The following is a 22,452-nucleotide window of genomic DNA, read 5'->3' as shown; positions in this document are numbered from 1 at the left end:
GGAGCCCCTACGCCGATCCCCTGCCCAGGCACACGAAGGGGTAGCCCGCCGCCTCCGCCGCCGCCGCGTCCGCGTCCCCGCGCCGGATCGCCGCGATCAGCCGGGCGTGGTCCAGGTGGTCCGCCGGATCCAGCTCGGTGCCGACGTCCGCCCGCAGCCAGTCGGCCACCAGGTCGCCGAGGTCCGCGTACAGCTCGATCAGCACCTCGTTGTGCGAGGCCGTCACCACCGCCATGTGCAGGCTGACGTCCGCCGCCACGAACCGCTCCGCATCCCCGCTCTCCCACGCCTCCTCGCGCCGCGCCAGCAGCGCGTCCAGCTGGACGAGGTCCCGCTCGGTGCGCCGCTCCGCCGCCAGCCGGGCCCCCGAGGACTCCAGCGTCGAGCGCAGCTCCGCGATGTGCCGGGGGTCGGCCCCCGCGAAGCGCCGGTGCATCACCCCGGCCAGCTCGCTGGTGGCGAGCACGTACGTACCCGAACCCTGGCGGATGTCCAGGAGGCCGTTGTGCGCCAGGGCGCGGACCGCCTCCCGCACGGTGTTGCGGGCGACGCCCAGCAGCTCCACCAGCTCGGGCTCGGTGGGGATGCGGCTGCCGACCGGCCACTCGCCGGAGGTGATCTGGTTCCGCAGCTGGGCGATCACCTGATCGACGAGGGCGGAGCGCCGGGGCGAGGTCAGCGGCATGGCGGGTGGGATCCCCTCGGGGTCGACCGGACGAGACCGGGCAAGACTGGACAACCAATCATCCCATGATTCTATGATGGCGGGATGCAGGACGAAGACATCCAGACCATGAACCGCCCGGCGGTCGAGCGCGGCTCCGCCGTCCGGCCCGCCCCCGCCGACGCCGCCCCCACGTGGCTGGGTCCGGTGCTCGTCGTCGGGATCGTGCTGGCCGCCCTCAACCTGCGACCCGCCATCACCAGCCTCGGCGCCCTCTTCGAGGAGGCCCGCACCGGCCTCCACATGAGCGGCACCGTCGCCGGGCTCATCACCTCCGTCCCCGCCCTCTGCTTCGCGGTGTTCGGCGTCACCGCGCCCCGGCTCTCCCGCCGTTTCGGCCCGGCCGCCGTCGTCTGCGCCGGCATGGCGGCCGTCGCCGCGGGCCTGCTGATCCGCCCCTTCGCGGACGCCGCCGCCGGCTTCCTCGCCGCCAGCGCCCTGTCCCTGGCCGGCATCGCCCTGACCAACGTGCTGCTCCCGGTGATCGTCAAGCGCTACTTCCCGGACCGGGTCGGCACCATGACCGGCCTCTACTCCATGGCCCTGGCCGCCGGCACCTCCCTCGCCGCCGCCACGACCGTCCCGCTGACCGAGGCCCTCGGCGGCAGCTGGCGCACCGGCCTGCTGGTCTGGGCGGCCCTCGCCGCGGCCGCCGTACTGCCGTGGCTGCCCGTCGCCGCCGCGAGCCGCCGCGAAAAGGCCGCCGCGCCCGCGGCCCGGGCCGCGGACGCCGGGCCCTCCGTCGTCCGCAGCCGCACCGCCTGGGCCCTGGCCTGCTACTTCGGCCTCCAGGCCACCGGCGCCTACGTCACCATGGGCTGGCTCCCGCAGATCTTCCGCGACGCCGGCGTCTCCGCCTCCACCGCCGGCGTCCTGCTCGCCGTCACCATGGTCATGGGCGTCCCCCTGGCCTTCGTCATCCCCGGCCTCGCCGGCCGGATGCGCCACCAGGGCCCCATCGCCGCCGTCCTCGGCGTCTTCGGCCTCGCCGGGTACCTCGGGCTCTACCTCGCCCCCGCCGGCGGAGCCTGGGCCTGGGCCCTGCTGCTCGGCATCTCCAACTGCGCCTTCCCCCTGGTCATCACCATGATCGGGCTGCGCGCCAAGTCCCCGGCCGGGGTCGTGCGGCTCTCCGCCTTCGCGCAGAGCACCGGCTACCTCATCTCCATCCCCGGACCGCTGGTCATCGGCACCCTCTACCAGCACAGCGGCGGCTGGGACCTGCCGCTGGCCCTGATGGCCGGCCTGCTCGTCCCCCAGATCGCCCTCGGCGTCCTGGCGGGCCGGGACCGCACGATCGAGGACGAATGCGGCATGCGAGACTGAACGGCATGTCGCCCGTACTCGAACCCAACCCCCAGAACGGCCACAAGAAGCTGGGCCTCGTGCTCGGCGCGATGCTCATCGTGACCGTGGTCATCTCCGTCGTCGCGACCATCGCCTCCCCCTGACACCGGGGCCCACGGGGGTGGTGGGGATAACCCCACCACCCCCTAGGGGGCCCGTTTCAGGGTCGGCTGGGGTGTGCCCCCGATGGGAACCGCGCCCTCGGATCCATAGATTCGAGGCAGCGAGCCCGTCCCACCCGCACACCCCAGGAGGCGGCCATGCCGGCCCCCACACCCGCTCCCCGCGCCTTCGGCCGCGACGCCCGCCTGCACTGGTGGACGCTGGCCCTGCCCGCGCTCGCCTTCGCCCTCCTCCTGCTCCTCCTCGCCGGCTCCGCGCAGGCGCACGCCGCCCCCGGCGAGCCCTCCGCACTGGTCCAGGTCAGCCGGCAGCTGCTGCGCGCCGTCGGCTGACCCGCATGCGCCGGACACGCCCCACGGCAGGGGGACGGCCCCCCAACACCCTGCGCCCCGTGGCTCGTTTCGTGCGAAGCTGGGAGCCATGAGCGCCGACACACCCCGCAGGATCGCCCTCCTCCGGCACGCCAAGGCCGACTGGCCCGACGTGTCCGACCACGACCGCCCGCTGGCGGAACGCGGCCGCCAGGACGCGCCCGCCGTGGGACTGAAGCTCGCCGAGACCGGCATCACCTTCGACCTGGCCCTCTGCTCCACCGCCGTCCGCACCCGGGAGACGTGGAAGCTCGCCGTCCAGGAACTGCCGGCCCGGCCGAAGACCGTGTACGAGGACAGGCTGTACGAGGCCTCGCCGGGCGAGCTCATCGCGCTGCTGAACGAGACCCCCGACGAGGTGGCCGACGTCGTGCTCATCGGCCACAACCCCGCCATGCACGCCCTCGCCGACACCCTCTCCGGGCGCGCCGAGGGCGACACCCTGACACGGATGACCCGTACGGGCTTCCCGACCGCCGCGCTGGCCGTCGTCTCCTTCACCGGATCGTGGAAGTCCCTCGAACCCGGGGTGGGCACCCTGCTGGACTACTGGACGCCCAAGGAGCACTGAGCCACCGGTCCGCGCACGCCGCAGGAGCCCGGGGCCCGGCCCCCCGGGCTCCCGTCCGTCCTCAGCCCAGCGGGCAGCGGGCCGCCGGCGCGGAGAAGCCCGCGTCGCGGGCCTCCCACAGCTCCGGGTAGAACCGCCGGTACACCGAAGCCCGCAGGTGGGCCGTTCCGCTGCTGCCGCCCGTCCCCGGCCGGCCGCCGATCTGCCGCTCCACCAGCAGCGCGTGGCAGGCCCGCCACTCGGTCCACACCTCGTCGTGGTCGACCAGCGCCTCGGCCAGCTCCGCCAGCTCCGCCCACAGCGCCGGGTCACCGTCCCGCGGGCGCCCCGCGAGCCGCGCGTACGCCTCCCACCGCTCCTCCCGCGTCGCCACCGCGAAACCGGCCTTGGACAGCAGCCCCACGAACGCCTCCCACAGGGTCGGCTCCGCCAGCCGCCCGCGCAGCCGCTCCCGCTCGTCGCGGGTCAGCCCCGCGACCACCCGGGACCCGTACTCTCCGTGCACCCAGTCCGCACCGCACAGCGCCGCGATCTCCAGGTACTGCGCGGACTGGGCGCCGCTGCTGGTGCCCAGCGCCCCGCGGAAGGCGTGGAACTCCCGCGGCGGCATGGCCCGCAGCGGGAGGATCGCCGCGACCGACGCCCGGGTGAGGGCGACCGAGCGGACCAGCCGTGCCCGGGCGCCCCGCGGGTCACCCTCCAGCATCCGGTCGCGGGCGTCGGCCAGGTCGCGCAGCAGCTGGCCGAACCACAGCTCCTGCACCTGGTGGACCGTGATGAACAGCAGCTCGTCGTCCACCCCGTCGGCCAGCGGCACCTGGAGCGCCAGCAGCTCCGGCAGCCGCAGGTAGCCGGAGTACGTCACGGGCCCGGGGCGGGTGGCGGTCTCAGACATCGGTGTCCTCCGGGGCGCGCAGTCCGTGGGCGGCGAACGCGTCCGCGACACCGGGCAGGTCGAAGGCGCCGGCCTGGGCGCACAGCCGCAGGGTGGAACGGGAGATCGTCTGGATCCGGTCCACGCCCGCGCTGCCGCCGTAGCTGTCCGCGAGGACGGCCTCGACGCGGTCCTCGTCCAGTCCTGCCAGCCGCAGAGACACCCGGACCGGCTCCAGGTCCCAGTCGAGCGCCGCGCGGATCATGGCGGGCAGCGCACGGGCCGCGAGGACCCGGCGCCGCCCGTCGAGCCGCGCCCACAGCTCCAGGAAGAACGCGGAGAAGAAGCGGTGGTGGCGCCCCTCGTCCTTGGCGTGGTCGCGCATCAGCTCGCGTACGGTGCTCACCACTGTCGGGTCCTGCGGCACCTCGTTGAGGACGGCGGTGATCAGCGTCTCGAAGACCACCGCCTGCAACTGCCCGGCCAGCACCGGATCCTCGGGCAGCAGCCGCCGGCCGGTGTCCTGGAGCGCCGTGACGAAGCCGCCGTAGTCGACGTCCGGGACGGCGATGCCGGTGACGGCGGCCACCTGGTCGGCCAGGTCCAGGCTGTAGAGGGCGTGGTAGCCCTCGTCGCAGTACACCTTGAAGGCGTCCATCCGCAGCGCGGTGGGGAAGTGCAGTCCCGCGTTGCCGTTGGCGACCGGCTCGGCGGCCCCGTTGACCACCCGGGTCTCCAGGTGGGTGGTCGAGTGCAGGAACTGGTACAGGTGCCGTACGGAGACCTCCCGGACCCGCTCCGGGGCCAGCGCCTTCACCTCGGGGTGGGACAGGTGCGGTACCAGGGCGTCCGGGAAGAAGACCCGGCCCTGTTCGGCCTCGGCGTGGAAGATCCGCCGTACTCCGCCGCGTACGCCGGCGGTTTCGTACCAGCGGTCCAGGGGGCCGGGGGCGGTGCTCATGGGCGCGATCCGTTCGACGAGGAGGGGACGGGGGAGGGGGAGGGGGACGCGGTGTCCAGGTGGGCGGCGATCCGGCGGACCGCCTCGGCGACCAGCGGCGCCTCGACGGTGTGGCACAGCCGGAACCAGCCGGGTTCGGGCGAGCGGAACGCCCCGCCGGGCAGGATGCTGACCCTGGCGTTCTCGAACAGCTCCCGCCACAGCAGCCGCTCGGCCTCGAACCCCCTGCCGGGCAGCCACCGGCCGAGGTCCAGCCAGACGGAGAACCCCGCTGCGGCCGGGGCGTACGGGATCCCGTGCGCGTCGAGCAGGGTGACGAGGTGCTCGTACGAGGCCCCCAGCCGCCGGCGGCCCGCAGCCAGGAAGGACGCCACCCACTCCGGATCGGCGAGCAGCCCGGCGAGGGTCTGCTGGGTGGCGGTGGAGACGGGCGCGAAGTACGCCATCGCCCGCGCGGCCTCCCGTACCCGCGGATCGCGGGTGTGCAGGACACCGGTCTTCAGGCCGGGCAGCCCGAAGTCCTTCGCGAAACCCCAGACCACGTGGGTGCGTTCGGCCCAGTCGGGGTTGACGGCCGGGTCGGCGGCACTGGTGAAGGCCTGCTCGCCGAAGACCGCGTGGGCGTAGATCTCGTCCGAGACCAGGTCGACGTCGTGCTCGCGGACCACGCGCAGCAGGGCGGCGAGCACCTCGGGCGGGTGGACCTCGCCGATCGGGTTGGAGGGGGAGGAGAGCGCGACCGCCCGTACGGTGATCCCCCGCGACCGGGCCTCCACCAGCGCCCGGTCGACCGCTGCGGCCGTCAGCCGGAAGCCGTCGGCCGCGCTGAGCGGGGCGGGCAGGATCCGGGCGCCCGAGCGGCCGCCGAGGTCGGTGTCGAAGGCGCCGTAGTACGGGGCCGGCACCACGATGGCCTCGCCCGGGTCGCACAGGACGGAGGCGATCGCGTCCAGTGCCCCGGTCGCCCCGCTGATCACCACCAGGTCCTGCGGGTCCAGCGGGGTGCGGCAGGTGGCGGAGAGCAGGCCGGCCACGCGCTCGCGCAGCACGTCCGTGCCGTGCAGCGGCGCGTACCGGGCGGTGGCCTCGTTCAGGGGCTCCAGTGCGGCCAGCCGGTCCTCGAGCAGGTCCCACAGGAGCCGGTTCTCGGCGGTGCCCAGGTTGAGGTAGCCGTCGGGGCGGGTGCGGGCGTCGTACGGCTCGGCCTCGGCGCGGAAGTGGGCCTCGGCGATCGCCGGGGTGTCGGCGAGGAGCCGGGCGGCCTGGCGGGAGACGCGGGGGCGGGGGGCGGTCATCGGGCCCTCCCGCTGTCGACGCCGGCGCCGGTGAGCAGGCCCGGGTGGACGCCGAGGCCCATGGAGGCGTCGATGACGGCGCCGTGCAGGGGCGCGGAATGCTCACCCGCCAGCCACCACACCTGCTCCGCCATCTCCCGGGAGGTGATCATCCGGCCCTGGGGGAGCCGCGCGGAGAGGGCGGCACGCTCCTCGGGCGAGAGCTTCTCCAGGGTGCTGGCCCGGAACATGGTGGTGTCGACGGCGCCGGGGCACAGGGCGAACACCTGCACCGGGGTGTGCACCAGCTCGGCGGCGAGGTGACGGGTCAAATAGGTCAGAGCGGCCTTGCTCATCCCGTCGGCCGGGTGGAAGCCGGGGAACTGGAAGATGCCGCCGCCCACGCTGGACATGTTGATGATCTTGCCGAAGCCGCGCTCCAGCATCCCGGGCAGCACCTGCTCGCTGAGCCAGAGCGGGCCCACCGCGTTGATCCGGAAGAACGCGGCGGCCTTGTCCTGCGGCGCGCCGTCGGTGTAGTGCTCGATGGTCTTCGACCCCACGGCGGCGTTGTTGACCAGGACGTCGACCGGGCCCGGCAGCCGGTCGAACAGCTGCTCGTGCTCGTCCCAGTCCCCCTGGCTGAAGGGGAAGGCCTCGACCTTGGCCCGGCCGGTGAGGGCCAGCTCGTGCACCAGCCGTTCGGCCCGCTCCCGGCCGTTGCGGTAGGTGAACCAGACCGTCCAGTCCTCCTCCGAGGCGAACCTCTCCACGCAGGCCCGGCCGATCCCGCCCGAGCCTCCGGTGATGAGCACACTACGAGTCAACGTCGTCCCCTTGGCGATCAAGGCTGACCGGTCGCCGTTGTCGGGATCCGACAACGCGGTCAGTGATGTGAGGCCAAGTGGACTTCAGCGGAAGCCAGTTCGGATCGGAGGCGCCTGGACTCCGCCTCGCGCGGGGTCACCGGACGACGGACGCCCGGCCGGAGGGATCCGGCCGGGCGTACGGGGAGCCGGCGTCGGCGCCGGCTCGGGCGCCGTGGGCGCCTCAGGCCAGATCGGCCGCTTCCACTTCCTCGCGGGTGACGCCGAGCAGGTACAGCACCGCGTCCAGGAAGGGCACGTTCACGGCGGTGTGGGCGGCCTCGCGGACCACCGGCTTGGCGTTGAAGGCCACACCCAGCCCGGCGGCGTTCAGCATGTCCAGGTCGTTGGCGCCGTCACCGATCGCCACCGTCTGCGACAGCGGCACCCCGGCCTCCCCGGCGAAGCGGCGCAGCAGCCGCGCCTTGCCCGCCCGGTCCACGATCTCGCCGGTGACCCTCCCGGTCAGCTTCCCGTCGACGATCTCGAGGGTGTTGGCCGAGGCGAAGTCCAACCCCAGCCGCTCCCGCAGGTCGTCCGTCACCTGCGTGAACCCGCCCGAGACCACACCCACCTGGTAGCCCAGCGTCTTCAGCGTCCGGATCAGGGTCCGGGCACCGGGCGTCAGCCGCACCTCGGAGCGGACCTTGTCCACCACCGACGCGTCCAGCCCCGCCAGCAGCGCGACCCGGGCGTGCAGGGACTGCTCGAAGTCCAGCTCACCGCGCATGGCCCGCTCGGTCACCTCGGCGACCTCGGCCTCACAGCCGGCGTGCGCGGCGAAGAGCTCGATGACCTCGTCCTGGATCAGGGTCGAGTCCACGTCCATGACCACCAGGCGCTGCGCCCGGCGGTGCAGCCCCGCCGACACCACGGCCACGTCCACGCCGATCTGCGCGGCGGTGGTCGCGAGAGCGGTGCGCAACGGCTCGGTCGCGACGCCGGAGACGGCGAACTCGACCGCCGTCACCGGAAACTTGGCGAGACGGAAGATGCGGTCGATGTTGCCGCCGGTCGCGGTGATCCGGGCCGCGATGGTGGCCGTGGACTCCGCCGTGAGGGGGTGCCCGAGGACGGTGACGTGGGACCGGCCGCTACCACGGGGCCGGTTGTCACCGGTGCCGGAGATGATCTCGGCCTGGAGCTTGAGCGACTCGGCCCAGCTGTGCACGGTGGAGCGCAGCTCGCCCTCGGAGCCGGCGGCGGGCTTGGTGACGAGGGCGCACAGGACGATGCGGCCGCGGGTGACGACCTGCTCGATGTCGACGACATCGACGGAGTAGGCGGCGAGGGTGTCGAACAGCCCGGCGGTGATCCCGGGACGGTCCTTGCCGAAGATCTTGACGAGGAGGGTGGGGACGTCGGAGGTCTGCGAAGCGCTCATGGTGCCCACACCGTATCTTCCCACCCCGCCCCCCTGGACCCCCGTCCCACCTTTCGGGCGCGGCCGGCGCCGGCCCCGTCGGCGTTCGAGGCGCGGGGTCCGGGGCGGAGCCCCGGGGAACGGGCGAAGGGCGGGGACCCGCGCCCCGAGCCACCCGCTCCACCACGCGCCGCGCGGCCACCGCGGGACCGGGCGCCGGAGGGTGAGACGTCCCGTATCTCACTCTCCGGGCGCCTTTCGCCCCCGCCCGCGAAGGCCCCGATTCCACATGTGGCCCCAGGCCTGAAATAGTTCCCCCGGATGTTCGCCATCCCTAGACTCCCTGACGTCGGACTCCCTGACGCCAGGGGGATTCTCGGGGGACTTAAGTGGGGCTGGAGTGCCGGAACTCGTACTGGAATTGAACGGAAGGACTTGGACGCTCGATCCGTCCAGGTCGTACTCGCTGGGGCGCGACCCCCAGGGAGACGTGGTGATCGATGACGCCCGGGTGTCGTGGCGGCACGCCACCATCAGCTGGAACGGCCGGGGTTGGGCCATCGAGGACCACGGCAGCACCAACGGCACCTACGTGCACGGTGCGCGGGTCCAGCAGACGGAGCTCGTGGCCGGTACGCCGGTCCACCTGGGCAACGCGACCGACGGCCCGCGGCTGAATCTGAGCGCGGCCGCCGCGGCGGCGCCCGCCCCGCAGCCGGCCTACCAGGCGCAACAGCACGCACAGGCACCTGCCTACCAGGCCCCGGCGCACCAGCACCAGCAGCCGCAGCCCGCCTGGGACCAGCCGCAGCACCAGCAGCCGTACGTGCCGCCGCAGCAGGCCGGCGGCGCCCCCGCGCAGTCCGCGGCCCCCGGCTACAGCGACCACCGCAGCCCGACGACGTTCCACCAGATCGCCGTGGGCCGCGTCATGCGCATCGGCCGTGCCCTGGAGAACGAGCTCGTCGTCTCCGACCTCCAGGTCTCGCGCCACCACGCGGAGTTCCGCTCCACCGGCGGCCGCTTCGAGATCCACGACCTCGGCAGCCACAACGGCACCTACGTCAACGGTCAGGCGCTGCCCAAGTCCGGCACCGCGCTGCTCGGCCCGAACGACATCGTCGGCGTCGGCCACTCGACGTTCCGGATCGTCGGCGACCGGCTCGAGGAGTTCGTCGACACCGGTGACGTCTCCTTCTCGGCGCGCCACCTCACGGTCACGGTCGACGGCGGCAAGCAGATCCTCAAGGACGTCACCTTCGGCGTCCCCGAGAAGTCGCTCATCGGCGTCATCGGCCCCTCCGGCTCGGGCAAGTCGACGCTGCTGAAGGCCCTCACCGGCTACCGGCCCGCCGACCAGGGTGACGTCCTCTACGACAACCGCAACCTGTACAAGCAGTTCGCGGAGCTCCGCCAGCGCATCGGCCTGGTCCCGCAGGACGACATCCTGCACAAGGAGCTGAAGGTCAGCACCGCCCTGAAGTACGCGGCCAAGCTCCGCTTCCCCGGCGACACCGCCGAGTCCGAGCGCGCCGCCCGCATCAACGAGGTGCTGCGCGAGCTCAAGCTCGACATCCACAAGGACAAGAAGATCACCTCGCTCTCGGGCGGCCAGCGCAAGCGCGTGTCCGTGGCCCTGGAGCTGCTGACCAAGCCGTCGCTGATCTTCCTGGACGAGCCGACCTCCGGCCTCGACCCGGGCATGGACCGCGACGTCATGCAGCTGCTGCGCGGCCTCGCCGACGACGGCCGCACCGTCCTGGTCGTCACCCACTCCGTGGCCGAGCTGGCCCTGTGCGACAAGCTGCTGGTGATGGCCCCGGGCGGGTCCGTGGCCTACTTCGGCCCGCCGGACGAGGCGCTGAACTTCTTCGGCTACACCACCTGGGCCGACGTGTTCTCCGCCTTCGAGAACTACCGCGAGTACGACTGGGCCGGCCGCTGGAAGGGCTCCCAGCACTACCAGCTGTACGCCGCCGACCTCGACGCGGTCGCCCCGCAGCCGGTCGCGATGCCCACCCCGCAGCAGCTGAACCCGCCGAAGCCGCAGGGCTGGGGTTCGCAGCTGTGGACGCTGATCCGCCGCTACGTCTCGGTGATCGCCTCCGACAAGGGCTTCCTGGCCCTGATGGTGCTGCTGCCCGCCGTCCTCGGCATCGTCTCGACGGTGATCCCCGCGAAGTTCGGCCTCGCCCCGCCGGTGAAGCCGTCCCGCTTCAACGGCGACGCGGGCACGATCATGCTGATCCTCGCGGTCGGCATGTGCTTCTCGGGCGCGGCCAACTCGGTCCGTGAGCTGATCAAGGAACGCGTCATCTACGAACGCGAGCGCGCGACCGGCCTGTCCCGGTCGGCGTACCTCATGTCGAAGGTGATCGTCCTCGGCGTGATCACGGCCGTCCAGGGCGTGATCATCTGCGCCATCGGCTTCACCCCGCGCAAGCTGCCCGCCGAGGGCCTGTTCATGTCGCCGGCCGCCGAGCTCTGCATCTCGGTGACGGCGCTCGGCTTCACCGCGATGATGTTCGGCCTGGTGATCTCCTCGCTGGTGAAGACCGCCGAGAAGACCATGCCGCTGCTGGTCATGTTCGCGATCATCCAGGTCGTCTTCACCGGCATCCTCTTCCAGCTGTACGACAAGATCGGGCTGGAGCAGTTCGCCTACCTGATGCCGTCGCGCTGGTCGGTCGCCGCGGCCGGCACCACGCTGGACCTCGGCAAGCTCATGGCGCCGTGGGACCCCGAGAACCCCACGAACACCGACCCGCTGTGGGACCCCACCGCCGGCCAGTGGTTCCTCGACATCTCCGTGCTGGTGCTGCTCGGCGTCATCTGCGGCTTCGCGGTGGCCCGCCTGCTGCGCCGCCACGAGCCCGAGGTCATGCGCAAGTAGCCGGTGCGCCGACGCACCGAACGCCTCAGGGCGGCACCCGGGACTCCGGGGGCCGCCCTGAGGCGCATGGGGGGCGTGGGGTGCGCTCAGTAGGCGCTGTTCACGTTGTCCATCGAGCCGTAGCGGTCGGCGGCGTAGTTGCACGCGGCGACGATGTTCGCGACCGGGTCGTACTGGTCGAACTTGGTGCCCTTGACGTGGTACGTCTTGAAGGTCGGGGCGATCACCTGGAGCAGACCCTTGGACGGGATGCCGTTCTGGGCGTTGATGTCCCAGTTGTTGATCGCGCGCGGGTTGCCGCTCGACTCGCGCATGATGTTGCGGTGGATGCCGGCGTAGGTGCCGGGGATGCCCTCGCGCTTCATGATGAAGAGGGCTTCCTTGATCCAGCCGTCGAGGTTGTTCGCGAAGACCGGGGTGCGGGCCGCGGAACGGCTCGCCGCCGCCTTGGCCTCGCGGTCCTTCTTCGCCTGGGCCTCCGCCTTGGCCTTGGCCTTGGCCTTCGCCGCGGCGTCCTTGGCCTTCTGGTCGGCGACGGCCTGCTGGGCGCCGACGTTCTGCTGCACGGACTGGGTCCAGGCCACCGGGGCGACCGCGATCGTCTGAGCCTGAGCGGTCCCGGTACCGGTCTCGGCGGGGACGAGGGAGAAGGCGAGGGCAGCGGCACCGAGGGTGGCGACACCGGCGATCGACAGCTTGTACGCCTTCGTCAGACGACTGTGACCGGGAGTGCTGGAAGCAGACATGCGGGGCAACCTCTTCGAATAGCGGGGGCCGCAGGAAAGCGCCGCTCGGATCCGGGATCCGCGGCGCTGTGCGACGGCAGCCATTCTTAGCGGCGGCAAAATCGCATGGCAAAGGTGTGACGTACGATCCCGCTTAGTGGATCAGGGCCCCCCGGCGGAGCGGCATTTACGCCCCCGCCGCTAGGCGCAGCAGCACTGACCGCGCCCTTATTCGTCCACTACGCGGCTTCGTAAGTGATGTGCGTCCTATGCCCGGGCTCACATCGGGCACGTAACGGTTTCACCCAGAGTTGCTCCCGCAATTCAATGGGTGACCGAACTCCGACTTCCGGACGACCTGCCCGCCCGCAGGCCTCATCCCCAGGGCAGAGAACCGCCCCCCGCAACCCCTCCCCAAGCCGTATGCCCTCCGCCCCCGGACCTACACCCGCAGCCCGATACCCCAGGTCAGGGCCGCCGGTACGGTGACCTCATGCACAACGGACCCGCTACGGGAGGACTGGCGGCCGTCAGCTCCGCGCTGCTGGCCATGAGCCGCCGACTGGAGGTCCAGGACGTCCTGCGCACGATCGTCGCCTCCGCCCGCGAACTGCTGGGCGCCGAATACGCGGCCCTGGGCGTCCCGGACGACCACGGGGGCTTCGCCCAGTTCGTCGTCGACGGCATCAGCGAGGAGCAGTGGCGCCGCATCGGCCCGCTGCCCCGCCAGCACGGCATCCTCGCCGCGATGCTCCACGAGGAGACCCCCGAGCGGCTGGCCGACGTCCGCAAGGACCCGCGCTTCGGGGGCTGGCCCGCCGCCCACCCCGAGATGTCCGACTTCCTCGGCCTGCCCATCCGCGACGGGGAGGAGAACCTCGGCGCCCTCTTCCTCGCCAACAAGCGCGGTGCCCCGGGCGCCGGCCGCGGCTTCACCGACGAGGACGAGGAGCTCCTCTCCCTCCTCGCCCAGCACGCGGCCATCGCCCTGACCAACGCCCGCCTCTACGAGCGCAGCCGCGAGCTGACCATCGCCGAGGAGCGCTCCCGGCTCGCCCACGAGCTGCACGACGCCGTCAGCCAGAAGCTGTTCTCCCTGCGCCTGACCGCCCAGGCGGCCGCCGCGCTCGTGGACCGCGACCCGGGCCGCGCCAAGGGCGAGCTCCAGCAGGTCGCCGCGCTCGCCGCGGAGGCCGCCGACGAGCTGCGCGCCGCCGTGACCGAGCTGCGCCCGGCCGCACTGGACGAGGACGGCCTCGTCGCCACCCTGCGCGACCACGTCCGCGTACTGGACCGCGCCCACACCGCACGCGTCACCTTCACCTGTGACGGCGTACGGGCCCTGCCCGCGGCCCAGGAGGAGGCGCTGCTGCGCGTCGCCCAGGAGGCCCTCCACAACGCCCTGCGCCACTCCGGCGCCGACCGCGTCGAGGTCACCCTGGCCCGCACCGTCGAGGGCGGCGCCGTCCTGCGCGTGCGCGACTGGGGCCGGGGCTTCTCCCCGCCGACCGTGCGCAAGGCCGGCCGCCACCTGGGGCTGGTCTCCATGCGGGACCGCGCGAGCGGTGCCGGGGGCCGGCTGGAGGTCCGCTCGGAGCCCGGCGAGGGCACCACGATCGAAATGGAGGTCCCCGGTGGCTGACGTCCCCGGCCGCGGCCGGATCCGCGTCCTGCTGGTCGACGACCACCAGGTGGTCCGGCGCGGCCTGCGCACCTTCCTGGAGGTACAGGAGGACATCGAGGTGGTCGGAGAGGCCGCCGACGGGGCGGAGGGCACCGCCCGCGCCGAGGAACTGCGCCCCGACGTGATCCTCATGGACGTGAAGATGCCCGGCACCGACGGCATCGAGGCCCTGCGCCGGCTGCGGGACCTCGGGAACCCGGCGCGCGTCCTGATCGTCACCAGCTTCACGGAACAGCGGACCGTGGTGCCCGCGCTGCGGGCCGGCGCCGCCGGATACCTCTACAAGGACATCGACCCCGACGCCCTGGCCGGAGCCATCCGCTCCGTGCACGCCGGCCACGTCCTGCTCCAGCCGGAGGTGGCGGAGGCGCTGCTCGCGGCCCAGGACGACCAGAGCGGGCCGGGGGGACGCCCCGGGGCGCTGACCGACCGCGAACGGGAGGTGCTCGGTCTGATCGCGGACGGGCGCTCGAACCGGGAGATCGCCCGGGCCCTCGTCCTGTCGGAGAAGACGGTCAAGACCCACGTCTCGAACATCCTCATGAAGCTCGACCTCTCCGACCGGACGCAGGCCGCGCTGTGGGCGGTCAGGCACGGCATCACGGAGTAGCGGGCGAAGCCGCGTGAAGTCGTGGGCTGAGCTGAGATTCATACGGTCGGGTGTATGTAGCCCACATGGCGTATCCGGGCCGCGGGGCGGCCGTTCTCCATGGCGTGCCGCGGCGGCTGGTCGCGGCAGACGTACTGGAGGACGAGAACGTGAAGAACTTCAAGAAGGCCGCAGCCGTCACCATGGTCGCGGGCGGCCTCCTCGCCGCCGGCGCCGGTGTCTCCTCGGCGCACGGCGGTGCGTCCGCGGAGGGCGAGGCCCTGAACTCGCCCGGCGTGGCCTCCGGGAACCTGCTCCAGGTCCCCGTGCAGGTCCCCGTGAACGTGGTCGGCAACTCCGTCAACGTGATCGGCCTGCTCAACGGCGCCTTCGGCAACACCGGCGTCAACGCCTGACCCGCGCCCCCGCCGGCCCCGCTTCCCCCTCTCCCCTGGAAGCGGGGCCGTGCCATTTCCCTCGCGCCGGCGTTCCGGGGGGGGCGAGGGGCCGGAAGCCCCGGACCGGCCGCGGGCACGCCCCCACCACGGCGCTCGCACCCGCCGCAGGCCGCCGGCCGCCTGCGCACCGGCGACGGTCCGGAGCATCCGGGACCACCGACAGCGGTTCCGGCCCGCGTATCACGGCCCAATGGACCCGCCGCAAGCACCGGAACCGCCGGATGCCACCGGCAGCGGCCCCGGACCCGCCGGAACCGCCGGAGGCTACCGCTCCTCCACCGCCGCGTTGTACGCCGCCACCAGCGCCCGCCGGGCCACCCGCTCCACCGGCCGCAGCGCCTCCGCCCGCGCCGCCATCTCGGACGCGGCCACCGCGCCCCCGTGCCCGCGCTCGTACGCCAGCGACACCATCAGGTCGACCCGCTGCGCCAGCGCCAGCACCCGTACCGCCCGGGCCGGATACCCGGGCGCCAGTACGTCACGCCCCGCCTCCGCCCGCGCCCGGTACGCGGACAGGGCCGCGTCCGCCACCGGCCCCGACGCCGCCACGTCCAGCCGGGTCAGCACCACCGTCGCCTCCCGCAGCGCCTCCGCCAGCTCCCGCTCCGCCTCGCCCAGCGACGGCACGTCCGCCGGCGGGGCCTCCCGTACCGGCAGGCAGTGCCACACCACCGAGACGTGGACGTCACCGGCCGGGCCCGCCTCCGAGACCTCCGGCACCAGTCCCAGCGCGGCCCCGGCGCACACCACCGCCTCCTCGGCCTCCAGCGCCCGCGCGTTGAACTCCGGCGGCCCGCTCAGCCCCAGCGGATGCCCCGCCACCGGCAGCGCCACCCGCAGCCCGGTCGCCCCCAGCGCCCGCAGCCGCCCGAGCGCCAGCGTGAGCCCCACCGGCTCCGCTTCCCCCGGCAGCCCGGCCACCCGGTGCACGGCGTCCTCGCCCACGATCGACAGCGCCGCCTCGTCGGGCGAGACCAGGCCGGCCAGCAGAGCGTTCCCCCAGGCGGCCAGCCGCCCTGAACGTGGTTCGAAAAGCATCCCCCCACTCTACGGATCGGCGCCCCGACCCGGCCTGGCGCCCGGAGCCCTCCGCCAGTGGCGTAGGTTTTCCCCTGGGGCTGCGCCTGCCGGCGCACAGAGAACCGTGACTGCAAGGGGTGACAACACGCTCATGAGCGATGTTCTGGAGCTGGTGGACGTATCCGTGGTCCGCGAGGGCCGGGCTCTGGTGGACCAGGTCTCCTGGTCGGTGAAGGAGGGGGAGCGCTGGGTGATCCTCGGCCCCAACGGCGCCGGCAAGACCACGCTGCTGAACCTCGCCTCCAGCTACCTCTTCCCCACCACGGGCGCCGCCACCATCCTCGGCAGCACCCTCGGCAAGCCCGGCAGCGACGTCTTCGAGCTGCGCCCGCGCATCGGCGTCGCCGGCATCGCGCTGGCCGACAAGCTCCCGAAGCGGCAGACCGTCCTGCAGACCGTGCTCACCGCCGCCTACGGCATGACCGCGACCTGGCAGGAGGAGTACGAGGACATCGACGAGCAGCGCGCCCGCGCGTTCCTCGACCGCCTCGGCATGACGGAGTACCTCGACCGCAAGTTCGGCACCCTCTCCGAGGGCGAGCGCAAGCGCACCCTGATCGCCCGCGCCCTGATGACCGACCCCGAGCTGCTCCTCCTCGACGAGCCCGCCGCCGGCCTGGACCTCGGCGGCCGCGAGGACCTCGTACGCCGCCTCGGCCGCCTGGCCCGCGACCCCCTCGCCCCCTCCATGGTGATGGTCACCCACCACGTCGAGGAGATCGCCCCCGGCTTCACGCACGTCCTGATGATCCGCCAGGGCAAGGTCGTCACCGCTGGTCCCATCGAGCTGGAGCTGACCTCCCGCAACCTCTCCCTCTGCTTCGGCCTCCCGCTCGTCGTCGAACGCAACGAGCACGACCGCTGGAGCGCCCAGGGCCTGCCGCTGCGCTAGACGGCCGGGGCCCGGCGCCAAGGCCGCCGTTCGCGCCCTGTCCGGCCGCGCCCGCCCGACCTACCATGACCATGTGGACATCGACGCATGGGTGTGGTGGCTCATCGGCGCGGTCGGACTGGGCATCCCCCTCGTCCTGACCGCCATGCCGGAGTTCGGCATGTTCGCGGTCGGCGCGGTCGCGGCCGCCGTCACCGCTGCCGTCGGCGGGGGAGCGGTGGCCCAGGTCCTGGTCTTCGTGATCGTCTCGGTCGCCCTGGTCGCCGTCGTCCGGCCCCTCGCCAACCGCCACCGTGACCAGCCCCAACACCGCAGCGGCATCGAGGCGTTGAAGGGCAGGACCGCCCTCGTGCTCGAACGGGTCGACGGCAGCGGCGGCCGCATCAAGCTGGCCGGGGAGATCTGGTCCGCCCGTACCCTCGACTCGGACACCAGTTTCGAACCCGGCCAGTCCGTCGACGTCATCGACATCGACGGAGCGACCGCGGTCGTCATGTAGCAAGCAGCCCACCCGCGGCCCCGGGGTCTGCGAGACTCCGCTCAACGGGGCAGCACAGACAGCCGGAAGGGCACGGGGAACAGCATGCAACCGATCATCATCGTCCTGATCATCCTGGTGGTACTGGTCTTCATCGCCCTGGTCAAGACGATCCAGGTGATCCCGCAGGCCAGCGCGGCCATCGTCGAGCGGTTCGGCCGCTACACCCGCACCCTCAACGCGGGCCTCAACATCGTCGTCCCGTTCATCGACTCGATCCGCAACCGGATCGACCTGCGCGAGCAGGTCGTCCCTTTCCCGCCGCAGCCGGTCATCACCCAGGACAACCTGGTCGTCAACATCGACACCGTCATCTACTACCAGGTGACCGACGCCCGCGCCGCGACGTACGAGGTGGCCAGCTACATCCAGGCCATCGAGCAGCTCACCGTCACCACCCTGCGCAACATCATCGGCGGCATGGACCTGGAGCGGACCCTCACCTCCCGCGAGGAGATCAACGCCGCCCTGCGCGGGGTCCTCGACGAGGCCACCGGCAAGTGGGGCATCCGCGTCAACCGCGTCGAGCTGAAGGCCATCGAGCCGCCGACCTCCATCCAGGACTCGATGGAGAAGCAGATGCGCGCCGACCGCGACAAGCGCGCCGCGATCCTCCAGGCCGAGGGTGTCCGGCAGTCGGAGATCCTGCGCGCCGAGGGCGAGAAGCAGTCCTCGATCCTGCGCGCGGAAGGCGAGGCCAAGGCCGCGGCCCTCAGGGCCGAGGGCGAGGCGCAGGCCATCCGTACGGTCTTCGAGTCCATCCACGCCGGCGACGCCGACCAGAAGCTCCTCGCCTACCAGTACCTCCAGATGCTCCCGAAGATCGCCGAAGGCGACGCCAACAAGCTCTGGATCGTGCCCAGCGAGATCGGAGACGCGCTCAAGGGCCTCTCGGGCGCCATGGGCAACTTCGGCCCCCTCGGCGGCGGTTCGGCCGGCTTCAACCCGCAGAACCCCGGCAAGGGCGTACCCGCCCAGGACCGTCCCGCCGAGCGCCGGGAACAGCCCCCCATCGACTGACGCGGCCCTCCCCTTCGGGCATGATCGGTGAGGCCCCTCGACCTTCACGGCGGGGAGGCGACTCACTCACGCAAAGGGGATGGCTCCGTCCATGTCCATGTCCATGTCCCTCTGGGAATCGCTCGCGGTCTTCGCCGCCGGAATCGGCGCCGGCACCATCAACACCATCGTCGGCTCCGGCACCCTGATCACCTTCCCGGTGCTGCTCGCCACCGGCCTGCCCCCGGTCACCGCCAACGTCTCCAACACCCTCGGCCTGGTGCCCGGTTCCCTCAGCGGAGCCATCGGCTACCGCAAGGAACTCCAGGGCCAGCGCGCCCGCATCGTCCGGCTCGGCGCCGTCTCCCTCGTCGGCGGACTCGCGGGCGCCGTCCTGCTCCTGGTCCTGCCCCCGGACTCCTTCGACACGATCGTGCCCGTCCTCATCGGCCTGGCCCTCGTGCTCGTCGTCCTCCAGCCCCGCCTCGCCGCCGCCCTGCGCCGCCGCCAGGAAGCCGCCGGCGGCGGTCCCGGCCACGCGGACGGCGGACCGGCGCTGCTGGCCGGCATGCTGTTCTCCAGCGCGTACGGGGGCTACTTCGGCGCCGCGCAGGGCGTGCTCTACGTCGGCCTGATGGGCCTGCTGCTCCACGACGACCTGCAACGGATCAACGCCGTCAAGAACGTGGTCGCCGCCCTCGTCAACGGCATCGCCGCCGTCTTCTTCCTCTTCGTCGCCGACTTCGACTGGACGGCCGTGCTCGTCATCGCCGTCGGCTCCACCATCGGCGGCCAGATCGGCGCCAAGGTCGGCCGCCGGCTCCCCCCGACCGCCCTGCGCGGAGTCATCGTCACGGTCGGGATCCTGGCCATCGTCCAGCTGCTGCTCCGCTGAGCGACGTAGAGGAGATACGTCGCCCAGCGCGCGGCACACCACGACGGACGGGGAAGACGCGAACTCAGGCGGAACGCGCCAGCCAGTCGGGCAGCGCGTCCTGCCCCCGCACCCCCAGGGCGAGCAGCATCGCGTCCGCCGGAGACGGCACGAAGGGCTTGCGCAGCAGCGGCATCCCCGCCTCCTCCGGCGTCCGCGCCGCCTTGCGGTGGTTGTCCTCCGCACAGGAGGCCACCGTGTTCAGCCAGGTGTCACCGCCCCCCTGGGCCCGGGGCAGCACGTGGTCCACGGTCGTCGCGCGCTTGCCGCAGTACGCGCACCGGTGCTGGTCCCGTACCAGCACCCCCCTCCGCGACCAGGGAGCATGTCTTCGGAAGGGCACCCGCACGTACCGGCACAACCGGATCACCCGCGGCATCGGCAGCTCCATGGTCGCCGCCCGCACACGCAGCTCCGGATGAGACTGTTCGACCACGGCCTTGTCCTGGAGCACCAGCACCACGGCCCGGTTCAGCGTCACCGTCGACAGCGGCTCGAAGCTCGCGTTCAGTACCAGCGTGTCCCGCATCTCGCCCACCTCCGTGTGCAGGCCCGCGACCACCCTGGCGGCAAGGCCCGCAACCACTCTGGCCGCGCGCGCCACGCGGGACAACGCAATAAAAATGCCCGGTCCTGGCCTCCTTTAGACCAGGACCGGGCAAACAGATCAAGAACGATCAGCCGGCCGGCGACTCGTACTCGCCGATCAGCTGCGCACGGCCGATGGCGTGGAACCGGAGGTGGAAACCGACCGACGCCGGCGAGGAGTCCTCGTCCGTCCCGAGCTGCTCCCGGTCCACCGCGTACACGGTGAACACGTACCGGTGCCGCTCCCCGCGCGGCGGGGCCGCACCGCCGAAGTCCCGGGTGCCGTAGTCGTTCCGCGCGTGCACGGCCCCCTCCGGCAGCCCCTCGAAGTCCCCGCTGCCCGCGCCGGCCGGCAGCGAGGTCACCGAGGCCGGGATGTCGAAGAGCACCCAGTGCCAGAACCCGCTGCCCGTCGGCGCGTCCGGGTCGAAGCAGGTCACCGCGAAACTCTTCGTGCCCTCGGGAAAGCCCTCCCACCGCAGCTCCGGGGAGACGTTGCCCCCCGTCAGCACCTGCGCCTCCGCCAGATCCGCACCCGGCGCGACGTCCGCACTGGTCACGGTGAAGGCCTCCACCTCGGGGTGGAAGGCGTGCGGAAGGGGCGCCCTGTTCTGCTCGGCCACTGCTGTCCTCCTGGATCGGATGAGGGGTACGGGCCCGAGCCTAGAACCAGTTGCGCTGTGAACCGACCGAGGCGATCCACTGGTTCAGGTACGCCGCCCAGTCGGTCCCCTCGTACGACTGCAGGCCGACCTGGAAGCAGCGGTAGGTGTCGCTGCCCTCGCTGAACAGCCCCGGCTTCTTGTCCATCTCCAGGACGACGTCCATTTCGCGCCCGTCCGAGACGAAGGTCAGCTCGACCTGGTTCAGCCCCCGGTACTGCGACGGCGGCAGGAACTCGATCTCCTGGTAGAACGGCAGCGTCTGGCGCGTCCCGCGGATGTGCCCGCGCTCCATGTCCGCGCTGCGGAAGGTGAAGCCCAGCTGCCGGAACGCGTCCAGGATCGCCTGCTGCGCCGGCACCGGGTGCACGTTGATCGGGTCCAGGTCGCCCGCGTCCACCGCGCGCGCGATCTCCAGCTCGGTGCTGACCCCGATGTTCATCCCGTGCAGGTGCTGGCCCCCGAAGTGGGTGATCGGCGTCTCCGCGGGGATCTCCAGCCCGAACGGCACCACGTGCAGCGCACCGGCCTGCACCTTGAAGGCACCGCCGAGGCGCTGCTTGGTGAAGACGATGTCCTGCTTGTACTCGCTGTCGCCGCCCTCCACCTCCACCCGCGCCTGGAGCCCGACGGACAGGCCCTCGATCTGCTGCTCCACGGACCCGCCCTGGATCCGCACCTCGCCCTGGACGATCCCGCCCGGCACGACGTTCGGCTCCGTGATGATCGTGTCCACCGACGCCCCGCCGGCACCCAGGCTCGCGAACAGCTTCCTGAACCCCATGCTCAATCTCCCCTATACGGATCTAAGGACCTGGCGACCAGGCCAGCCCTGCTGACTGCGTCGCGTCTACCCCTTACCAACGCGGAACCTTAGGCCCCGGTTGCAGGGACGCGCCTTCCAGTACGCTCGACCGGATGAGCGCGCGACCCGACCGTACGCCCCTGCCCCGGTCCTTCTTCGACCGCCCGGTCCTCACGGTGGCCCCCGATCTGCTGGGCCGGATCCTGGTACGCCGGACCCCGGACGGCCCCATGGAACTGCGCATCACGGAGGTGGAGGCGTACGAGGGCGAAGCCGACCCGGGCTCCCACGCCTTCCGGGGCCGCACCGCCCGCAACGCCTCGATGTTCGGCCCGCCCGGCCACGCGTACGTCTACTTCATCTACGGCATGTGGTTCAGCCTCAACCTGGTGTGCGGACCACCGGGCCACGCGAGCGGGGTGCTGCTGCGGGCGGGGGAGGTGACGGTGGGCGCTGACCTGGCCGCGAAACGTCGGCTTTCAGCCAGAAACCCGCATGAACTCGCCAAGGGGCCGGCCCGTCTGGCCACGGCCCTGGACGTGGACCGCTCCCTCGACGGCGCGGACCTCTGCGACGGCCCCGACGCGCCGCTGTCCCTCCTGACCGGCACCTCCACGCCGCCCGACCTGGTCGGCAACGGCCCCCGCACAGGAGTGAGCGGAGCCGGAGCCGCCCACCCCTACCGCTACTGGATCAACGGAGACCCGACGGTGAGCCCGTACCGCGCCCACGCGCCGCGCCGCCGCTCGACTTGACTCGGCCCTGGCCGACGCCTAACGTAGCCCGAGCCGCTTGAACGGGGCGCTGCCTTCCGCAGACCCCCAGAGCGGCCAAACCACTACCTACGACTTACCCCTGGCGGGGTCCTATTCGGCATGCCCGGATTTCCCGCCGACGGGCTCGATTATGAGCCGCAAGGGAAAAGCGTTAACGTAGTGACAACGCCGAAAGGCAAGGCCCCTCCGAAGGCCGTCGGAATTCCAAACCGAGTCGGAAACGACACGGCGAAAGAGTCTGATAGAGTCGGAAACGCAAGAACACAGAACGAAAGCCCGGAGGAAAGCCCGAGAGGGTGAGTACAAAGGAAGCGTCCGTTCCTTGAGAACTCAACAGCGTGCCAAAAATCAACGC

24 protein-coding genes are annotated in these 22,452 nt (G+C 72.2%); 13 read left to right on the top strand and 11 right to left on the bottom strand.

Annotated features, from left to right (window positions below; translation table 11 throughout):
* Positions 1 to 7: 7 nt before the first annotated feature.
* Positions 8 to 685, bottom strand: coding sequence for a FadR/GntR family transcriptional regulator (locus ACZ501_RS00120; protein ID WP_361607088.1), 678 nt, complete (start codon positions 683 to 685; stop codon positions 8 to 10).
* A gap of 84 nt (positions 686 to 769) precedes the next feature.
* On the opposite strand from ACZ501_RS00120, the gene ACZ501_RS00115 reads away from it, so the two are divergent.
* From ACZ501_RS00115 to ACZ501_RS00100, 4 genes are all read left to right on the top strand, one after another.
* A complete protein-coding gene (locus tag ACZ501_RS00115; protein WP_468791318.1) occupies positions 770 to 2,050 on the top strand; it encodes a CynX/NimT family MFS transporter in 1,281 nt (426 codons plus the stop codon).
* A gap of 5 nt (positions 2,051 to 2,055) precedes the next feature.
* Entirely contained in the window at positions 2,056 to 2,175 is a 120-nt protein-coding gene (locus tag ACZ501_RS00110) for an SGM_5486 family transporter-associated protein (RefSeq protein WP_361607094.1), read from the top strand.
* A gap of 156 nt (positions 2,176 to 2,331) precedes the next feature.
* Complete coding sequence (locus ACZ501_RS00105; protein ID WP_468791315.1) at positions 2,332 to 2,526, top strand: hypothetical protein; 195 nt, start codon at positions 2,332 to 2,334, stop codon at positions 2,524 to 2,526.
* Positions 2,527 to 2,614: 88 nt separating this feature from the next.
* Positions 2,615 to 3,136: a SixA phosphatase family protein gene (locus tag ACZ501_RS00100; RefSeq protein ID WP_468791312.1), complete on the top strand. Its 522-nt coding sequence runs from the start codon at positions 2,615 to 2,617 to the stop codon at positions 3,134 to 3,136.
* Positions 3,137 to 3,197: 61 nt separating this feature from the next.
* On the opposite strand, the gene ACZ501_RS00095 is transcribed toward ACZ501_RS00100, so the two are convergent.
* The 5 genes from ACZ501_RS00095 to serB all read right to left on the bottom strand — a co-directional run bounded on the left by ACZ501_RS00095 (position 3,198) and on the right by serB (position 8,495).
* Positions 3,198 to 4,031: a tryptophan 2,3-dioxygenase family protein gene (locus ACZ501_RS00095; RefSeq protein ID WP_361607103.1), complete on the bottom strand. Its 834-nt coding sequence runs from the start codon at positions 4,029 to 4,031 to the stop codon at positions 3,198 to 3,200.
* A complete protein-coding gene (locus ACZ501_RS00090; protein ID WP_361607106.1) occupies positions 4,024 to 4,971 on the bottom strand; it encodes a diiron oxygenase in 948 nt (315 codons plus the stop codon). Before ACZ501_RS00090 ends, ACZ501_RS00095 begins: the two co-directional genes overlap by 8 nt.
* Positions 4,968 to 6,266 carry an aminotransferase class I/II-fold pyridoxal phosphate-dependent enzyme gene (locus ACZ501_RS00085; protein WP_468791310.1) on the bottom strand — a complete coding sequence of 433 codons (1,299 nt, stop codon included), beginning with the start codon at positions 6,264 to 6,266 and terminating at the stop codon, positions 4,968 to 4,970. Before ACZ501_RS00085 ends, ACZ501_RS00090 begins: the two co-directional genes overlap by 4 nt.
* Complete coding sequence (locus tag ACZ501_RS00080) at positions 6,263 to 7,072, bottom strand: SDR family NAD(P)-dependent oxidoreductase (RefSeq protein WP_468791307.1); 810 nt, start codon at positions 7,070 to 7,072, stop codon at positions 6,263 to 6,265. The genes ACZ501_RS00085 and ACZ501_RS00080 overlap by 4 nt, the downstream gene beginning before the upstream one ends.
* 223 nt (positions 7,073 to 7,295) lie before the next feature.
* Complete coding sequence (gene serB / locus ACZ501_RS00075) at positions 7,296 to 8,495, bottom strand: phosphoserine phosphatase SerB (RefSeq protein WP_361607115.1); 1,200 nt, start codon at positions 8,493 to 8,495, stop codon at positions 7,296 to 7,298.
* 379 nt (positions 8,496 to 8,874) lie between these two features.
* Here serB and ACZ501_RS00070 point away from each other — a divergent pair, with 379 nt between their 5' ends.
* Positions 8,875 to 11,367: an ABC transporter ATP-binding protein/permease gene (locus ACZ501_RS00070; protein WP_468791304.1), complete on the top strand. Its 2,493-nt coding sequence runs from the start codon at positions 8,875 to 8,877 to the stop codon at positions 11,365 to 11,367.
* 86 nt (positions 11,368 to 11,453) lie between these two features.
* On the opposite strand, the gene ACZ501_RS00065 is transcribed toward ACZ501_RS00070, so the two are convergent.
* On the bottom strand, positions 11,454 to 12,113 hold the full coding sequence (locus tag ACZ501_RS00065; protein ID WP_468791301.1) for a transglycosylase SLT domain-containing protein: 660 nt from the start codon (positions 12,111 to 12,113) through the stop codon (positions 11,454 to 11,456).
* Positions 12,114 to 12,585: 472 nt separating this feature from the next.
* Here ACZ501_RS00065 and ACZ501_RS00060 point away from each other — a divergent pair, with 472 nt between their 5' ends.
* The 3 genes from ACZ501_RS00060 (at position 12,586) to ACZ501_RS00050 (ending at position 14,781) form a co-directional block, all read left to right on the top strand.
* The gene (locus ACZ501_RS00060; protein ID WP_468791298.1) at positions 12,586 to 13,734 is read left to right on the top strand and encodes a GAF domain-containing sensor histidine kinase; all 1,149 of its coding nucleotides are present in this window, start codon (positions 12,586 to 12,588) and stop codon (positions 13,732 to 13,734) included.
* The gene (locus ACZ501_RS00055) at positions 13,727 to 14,386 is read left to right on the top strand and encodes a response regulator transcription factor (protein ID WP_361607127.1); all 660 of its coding nucleotides are present in this window, start codon (positions 13,727 to 13,729) and stop codon (positions 14,384 to 14,386) included. Before ACZ501_RS00060 ends, ACZ501_RS00055 begins: the two co-directional genes overlap by 8 nt.
* A 149-nt stretch (positions 14,387 to 14,535) precedes the next feature.
* A complete protein-coding gene (locus tag ACZ501_RS00050) occupies positions 14,536 to 14,781 on the top strand; it encodes a chaplin (protein WP_361607130.1) in 246 nt (81 codons plus the stop codon).
* A gap of 306 nt (positions 14,782 to 15,087) precedes the next feature.
* Here ACZ501_RS00050 and ACZ501_RS00045 read toward each other — a convergent pair whose 3' ends face one another.
* Entirely contained in the window at positions 15,088 to 15,861 is a 774-nt protein-coding gene (locus tag ACZ501_RS00045) for a hypothetical protein (protein ID WP_361610117.1), read from the bottom strand.
* Positions 15,862 to 15,994: 133 nt separating this feature from the next.
* On the opposite strand from ACZ501_RS00045, the gene ACZ501_RS00040 reads away from it, so the two are divergent.
* The 4 genes from ACZ501_RS00040 to ACZ501_RS00025 all read left to right on the top strand — a co-directional run bounded on the left by ACZ501_RS00040 (position 15,995) and on the right by ACZ501_RS00025 (position 19,227).
* Positions 15,995 to 16,795: an ABC transporter ATP-binding protein gene (locus ACZ501_RS00040; RefSeq protein ID WP_361610118.1), complete on the top strand. Its 801-nt coding sequence runs from the start codon at positions 15,995 to 15,997 to the stop codon at positions 16,793 to 16,795.
* Positions 16,796 to 16,868: 73 nt separating this feature from the next.
* Positions 16,869 to 17,294: an NfeD family protein gene (locus ACZ501_RS00035; protein ID WP_361610119.1), complete on the top strand. Its 426-nt coding sequence runs from the start codon at positions 16,869 to 16,871 to the stop codon at positions 17,292 to 17,294.
* Between the two features lie 84 nt (positions 17,295 to 17,378).
* Entirely contained in the window at positions 17,379 to 18,353 is a 975-nt protein-coding gene (locus tag ACZ501_RS00030) for an SPFH domain-containing protein (RefSeq protein ID WP_361610120.1), read from the top strand.
* Between the two features lie 103 nt (positions 18,354 to 18,456).
* Positions 18,457 to 19,227: a sulfite exporter TauE/SafE family protein gene (locus ACZ501_RS00025; protein ID WP_468792623.1), complete on the top strand. Its 771-nt coding sequence runs from the start codon at positions 18,457 to 18,459 to the stop codon at positions 19,225 to 19,227.
* A gap of 64 nt (positions 19,228 to 19,291) precedes the next feature.
* On the opposite strand, the gene ACZ501_RS00020 is transcribed toward ACZ501_RS00025, so the two are convergent.
* The 3 genes from ACZ501_RS00020 to ACZ501_RS00010 form a co-directional block, all read right to left on the bottom strand.
* Positions 19,292 to 19,795 (bottom strand): HNH endonuclease, encoded by a 504-nt coding sequence (locus ACZ501_RS00020; protein ID WP_361610121.1) that lies wholly within the window; start codon positions 19,793 to 19,795, stop codon positions 19,292 to 19,294.
* Positions 19,796 to 19,943: 148 nt separating this feature from the next.
* Entirely contained in the window at positions 19,944 to 20,477 is a 534-nt protein-coding gene (locus tag ACZ501_RS00015; protein WP_361610122.1) for a YbhB/YbcL family Raf kinase inhibitor-like protein, read from the bottom strand.
* Between the two features lie 40 nt (positions 20,478 to 20,517).
* Positions 20,518 to 21,300, bottom strand: coding sequence for a sporulation protein (locus ACZ501_RS00010; protein ID WP_361610123.1), 783 nt, complete (start codon positions 21,298 to 21,300; stop codon positions 20,518 to 20,520).
* A gap of 134 nt (positions 21,301 to 21,434) precedes the next feature.
* Between ACZ501_RS00010 and ACZ501_RS00005 the strand changes: the two genes are divergently transcribed.
* Positions 21,435 to 22,076, top strand: a complete 642-nt coding sequence (locus ACZ501_RS00005) for a DNA-3-methyladenine glycosylase (protein WP_468791295.1) — start codon at positions 21,435 to 21,437, stop codon at positions 22,074 to 22,076.
* Positions 22,077 to 22,452: the final 376 nt, after the last annotated feature.

The sequence above is a fragment of the Streptomyces sp. NPDC034085 genome, assembly GCF_055575555.1.
The sequence above is the reverse complement of the archived record's forward strand: the minus strand, read 5'-3'. Positions and strand labels throughout refer to the sequence as shown.

Bases quoted from the DNA above. Each gene is read 5' to 3' on its own strand.
- ACZ501_RS00115 (WP_468791318.1), top strand. From the start codon at position 770: ATGCAGGACGAAGACATCCAGACCATGAACCGCCCGGCGGTCGAGCGC.
- ACZ501_RS00060 (WP_468791298.1), top strand. From the start codon at position 12,586: ATGCACAACGGACCCGCTACGGGAGGACTGGCGGCCGTCAGCTCCGCG.
- ACZ501_RS00065 (WP_468791301.1), bottom strand. From the start codon at position 12,113: ATGTCTGCTTCCAGCACTCCCGGTCACAGTCGTCTGACGAAGGCGTAC.
- ACZ501_RS00025 (WP_468792623.1), top strand. From the start codon at position 18,457: ATGTCCCTCTGGGAATCGCTCGCGGTCTTCGCCGCCGGAATCGGCGCC.
- ACZ501_RS00085 (WP_468791310.1), bottom strand. From the start codon at position 6,266: ATGACCGCCCCCCGCCCCCGCGTCTCCCGCCAGGCCGCCCGGCTCCTC.
- ACZ501_RS00105 (WP_468791315.1), top strand. From the start codon at position 2,332: ATGCCGGCCCCCACACCCGCTCCCCGCGCCTTCGGCCGCGACGCCCGC.
- ACZ501_RS00030 (WP_361610120.1), top strand. From the start codon at position 17,379: ATGCAACCGATCATCATCGTCCTGATCATCCTGGTGGTACTGGTCTTC.
- ACZ501_RS00020 (WP_361610121.1), bottom strand. From the start codon at position 19,795: ATGCGGGACACGCTGGTACTGAACGCGAGCTTCGAGCCGCTGTCGACG.
- ACZ501_RS00005 (WP_468791295.1), top strand. From the start codon at position 21,435: ATGAGCGCGCGACCCGACCGTACGCCCCTGCCCCGGTCCTTCTTCGAC.
- serB (WP_361607115.1), bottom strand. From the start codon at position 8,495: ATGAGCGCTTCGCAGACCTCCGACGTCCCCACCCTCCTCGTCAAGATC.
- ACZ501_RS00045 (WP_361610117.1), bottom strand. From the start codon at position 15,861: ATGCTTTTCGAACCACGTTCAGGGCGGCTGGCCGCCTGGGGGAACGCT.
- ACZ501_RS00120 (WP_361607088.1), bottom strand. From the start codon at position 685: ATGCCGCTGACCTCGCCCCGGCGCTCCGCCCTCGTCGATCAGGTGATC.
- ACZ501_RS00110 (WP_361607094.1), top strand. From the start codon at position 2,056: ATGTCGCCCGTACTCGAACCCAACCCCCAGAACGGCCACAAGAAGCTG.
- ACZ501_RS00010 (WP_361610123.1), bottom strand. From the start codon at position 21,300: ATGGGGTTCAGGAAGCTGTTCGCGAGCCTGGGTGCCGGCGGGGCGTCG.
- ACZ501_RS00100 (WP_468791312.1), top strand. From the start codon at position 2,615: ATGAGCGCCGACACACCCCGCAGGATCGCCCTCCTCCGGCACGCCAAG.
- ACZ501_RS00090 (WP_361607106.1), bottom strand. From the start codon at position 4,971: ATGAGCACCGCCCCCGGCCCCCTGGACCGCTGGTACGAAACCGCCGGC.
- ACZ501_RS00040 (WP_361610118.1), top strand. From the start codon at position 15,995: ATGAGCGATGTTCTGGAGCTGGTGGACGTATCCGTGGTCCGCGAGGGC.
- ACZ501_RS00095 (WP_361607103.1), bottom strand. From the start codon at position 4,031: ATGTCTGAGACCGCCACCCGCCCCGGGCCCGTGACGTACTCCGGCTAC.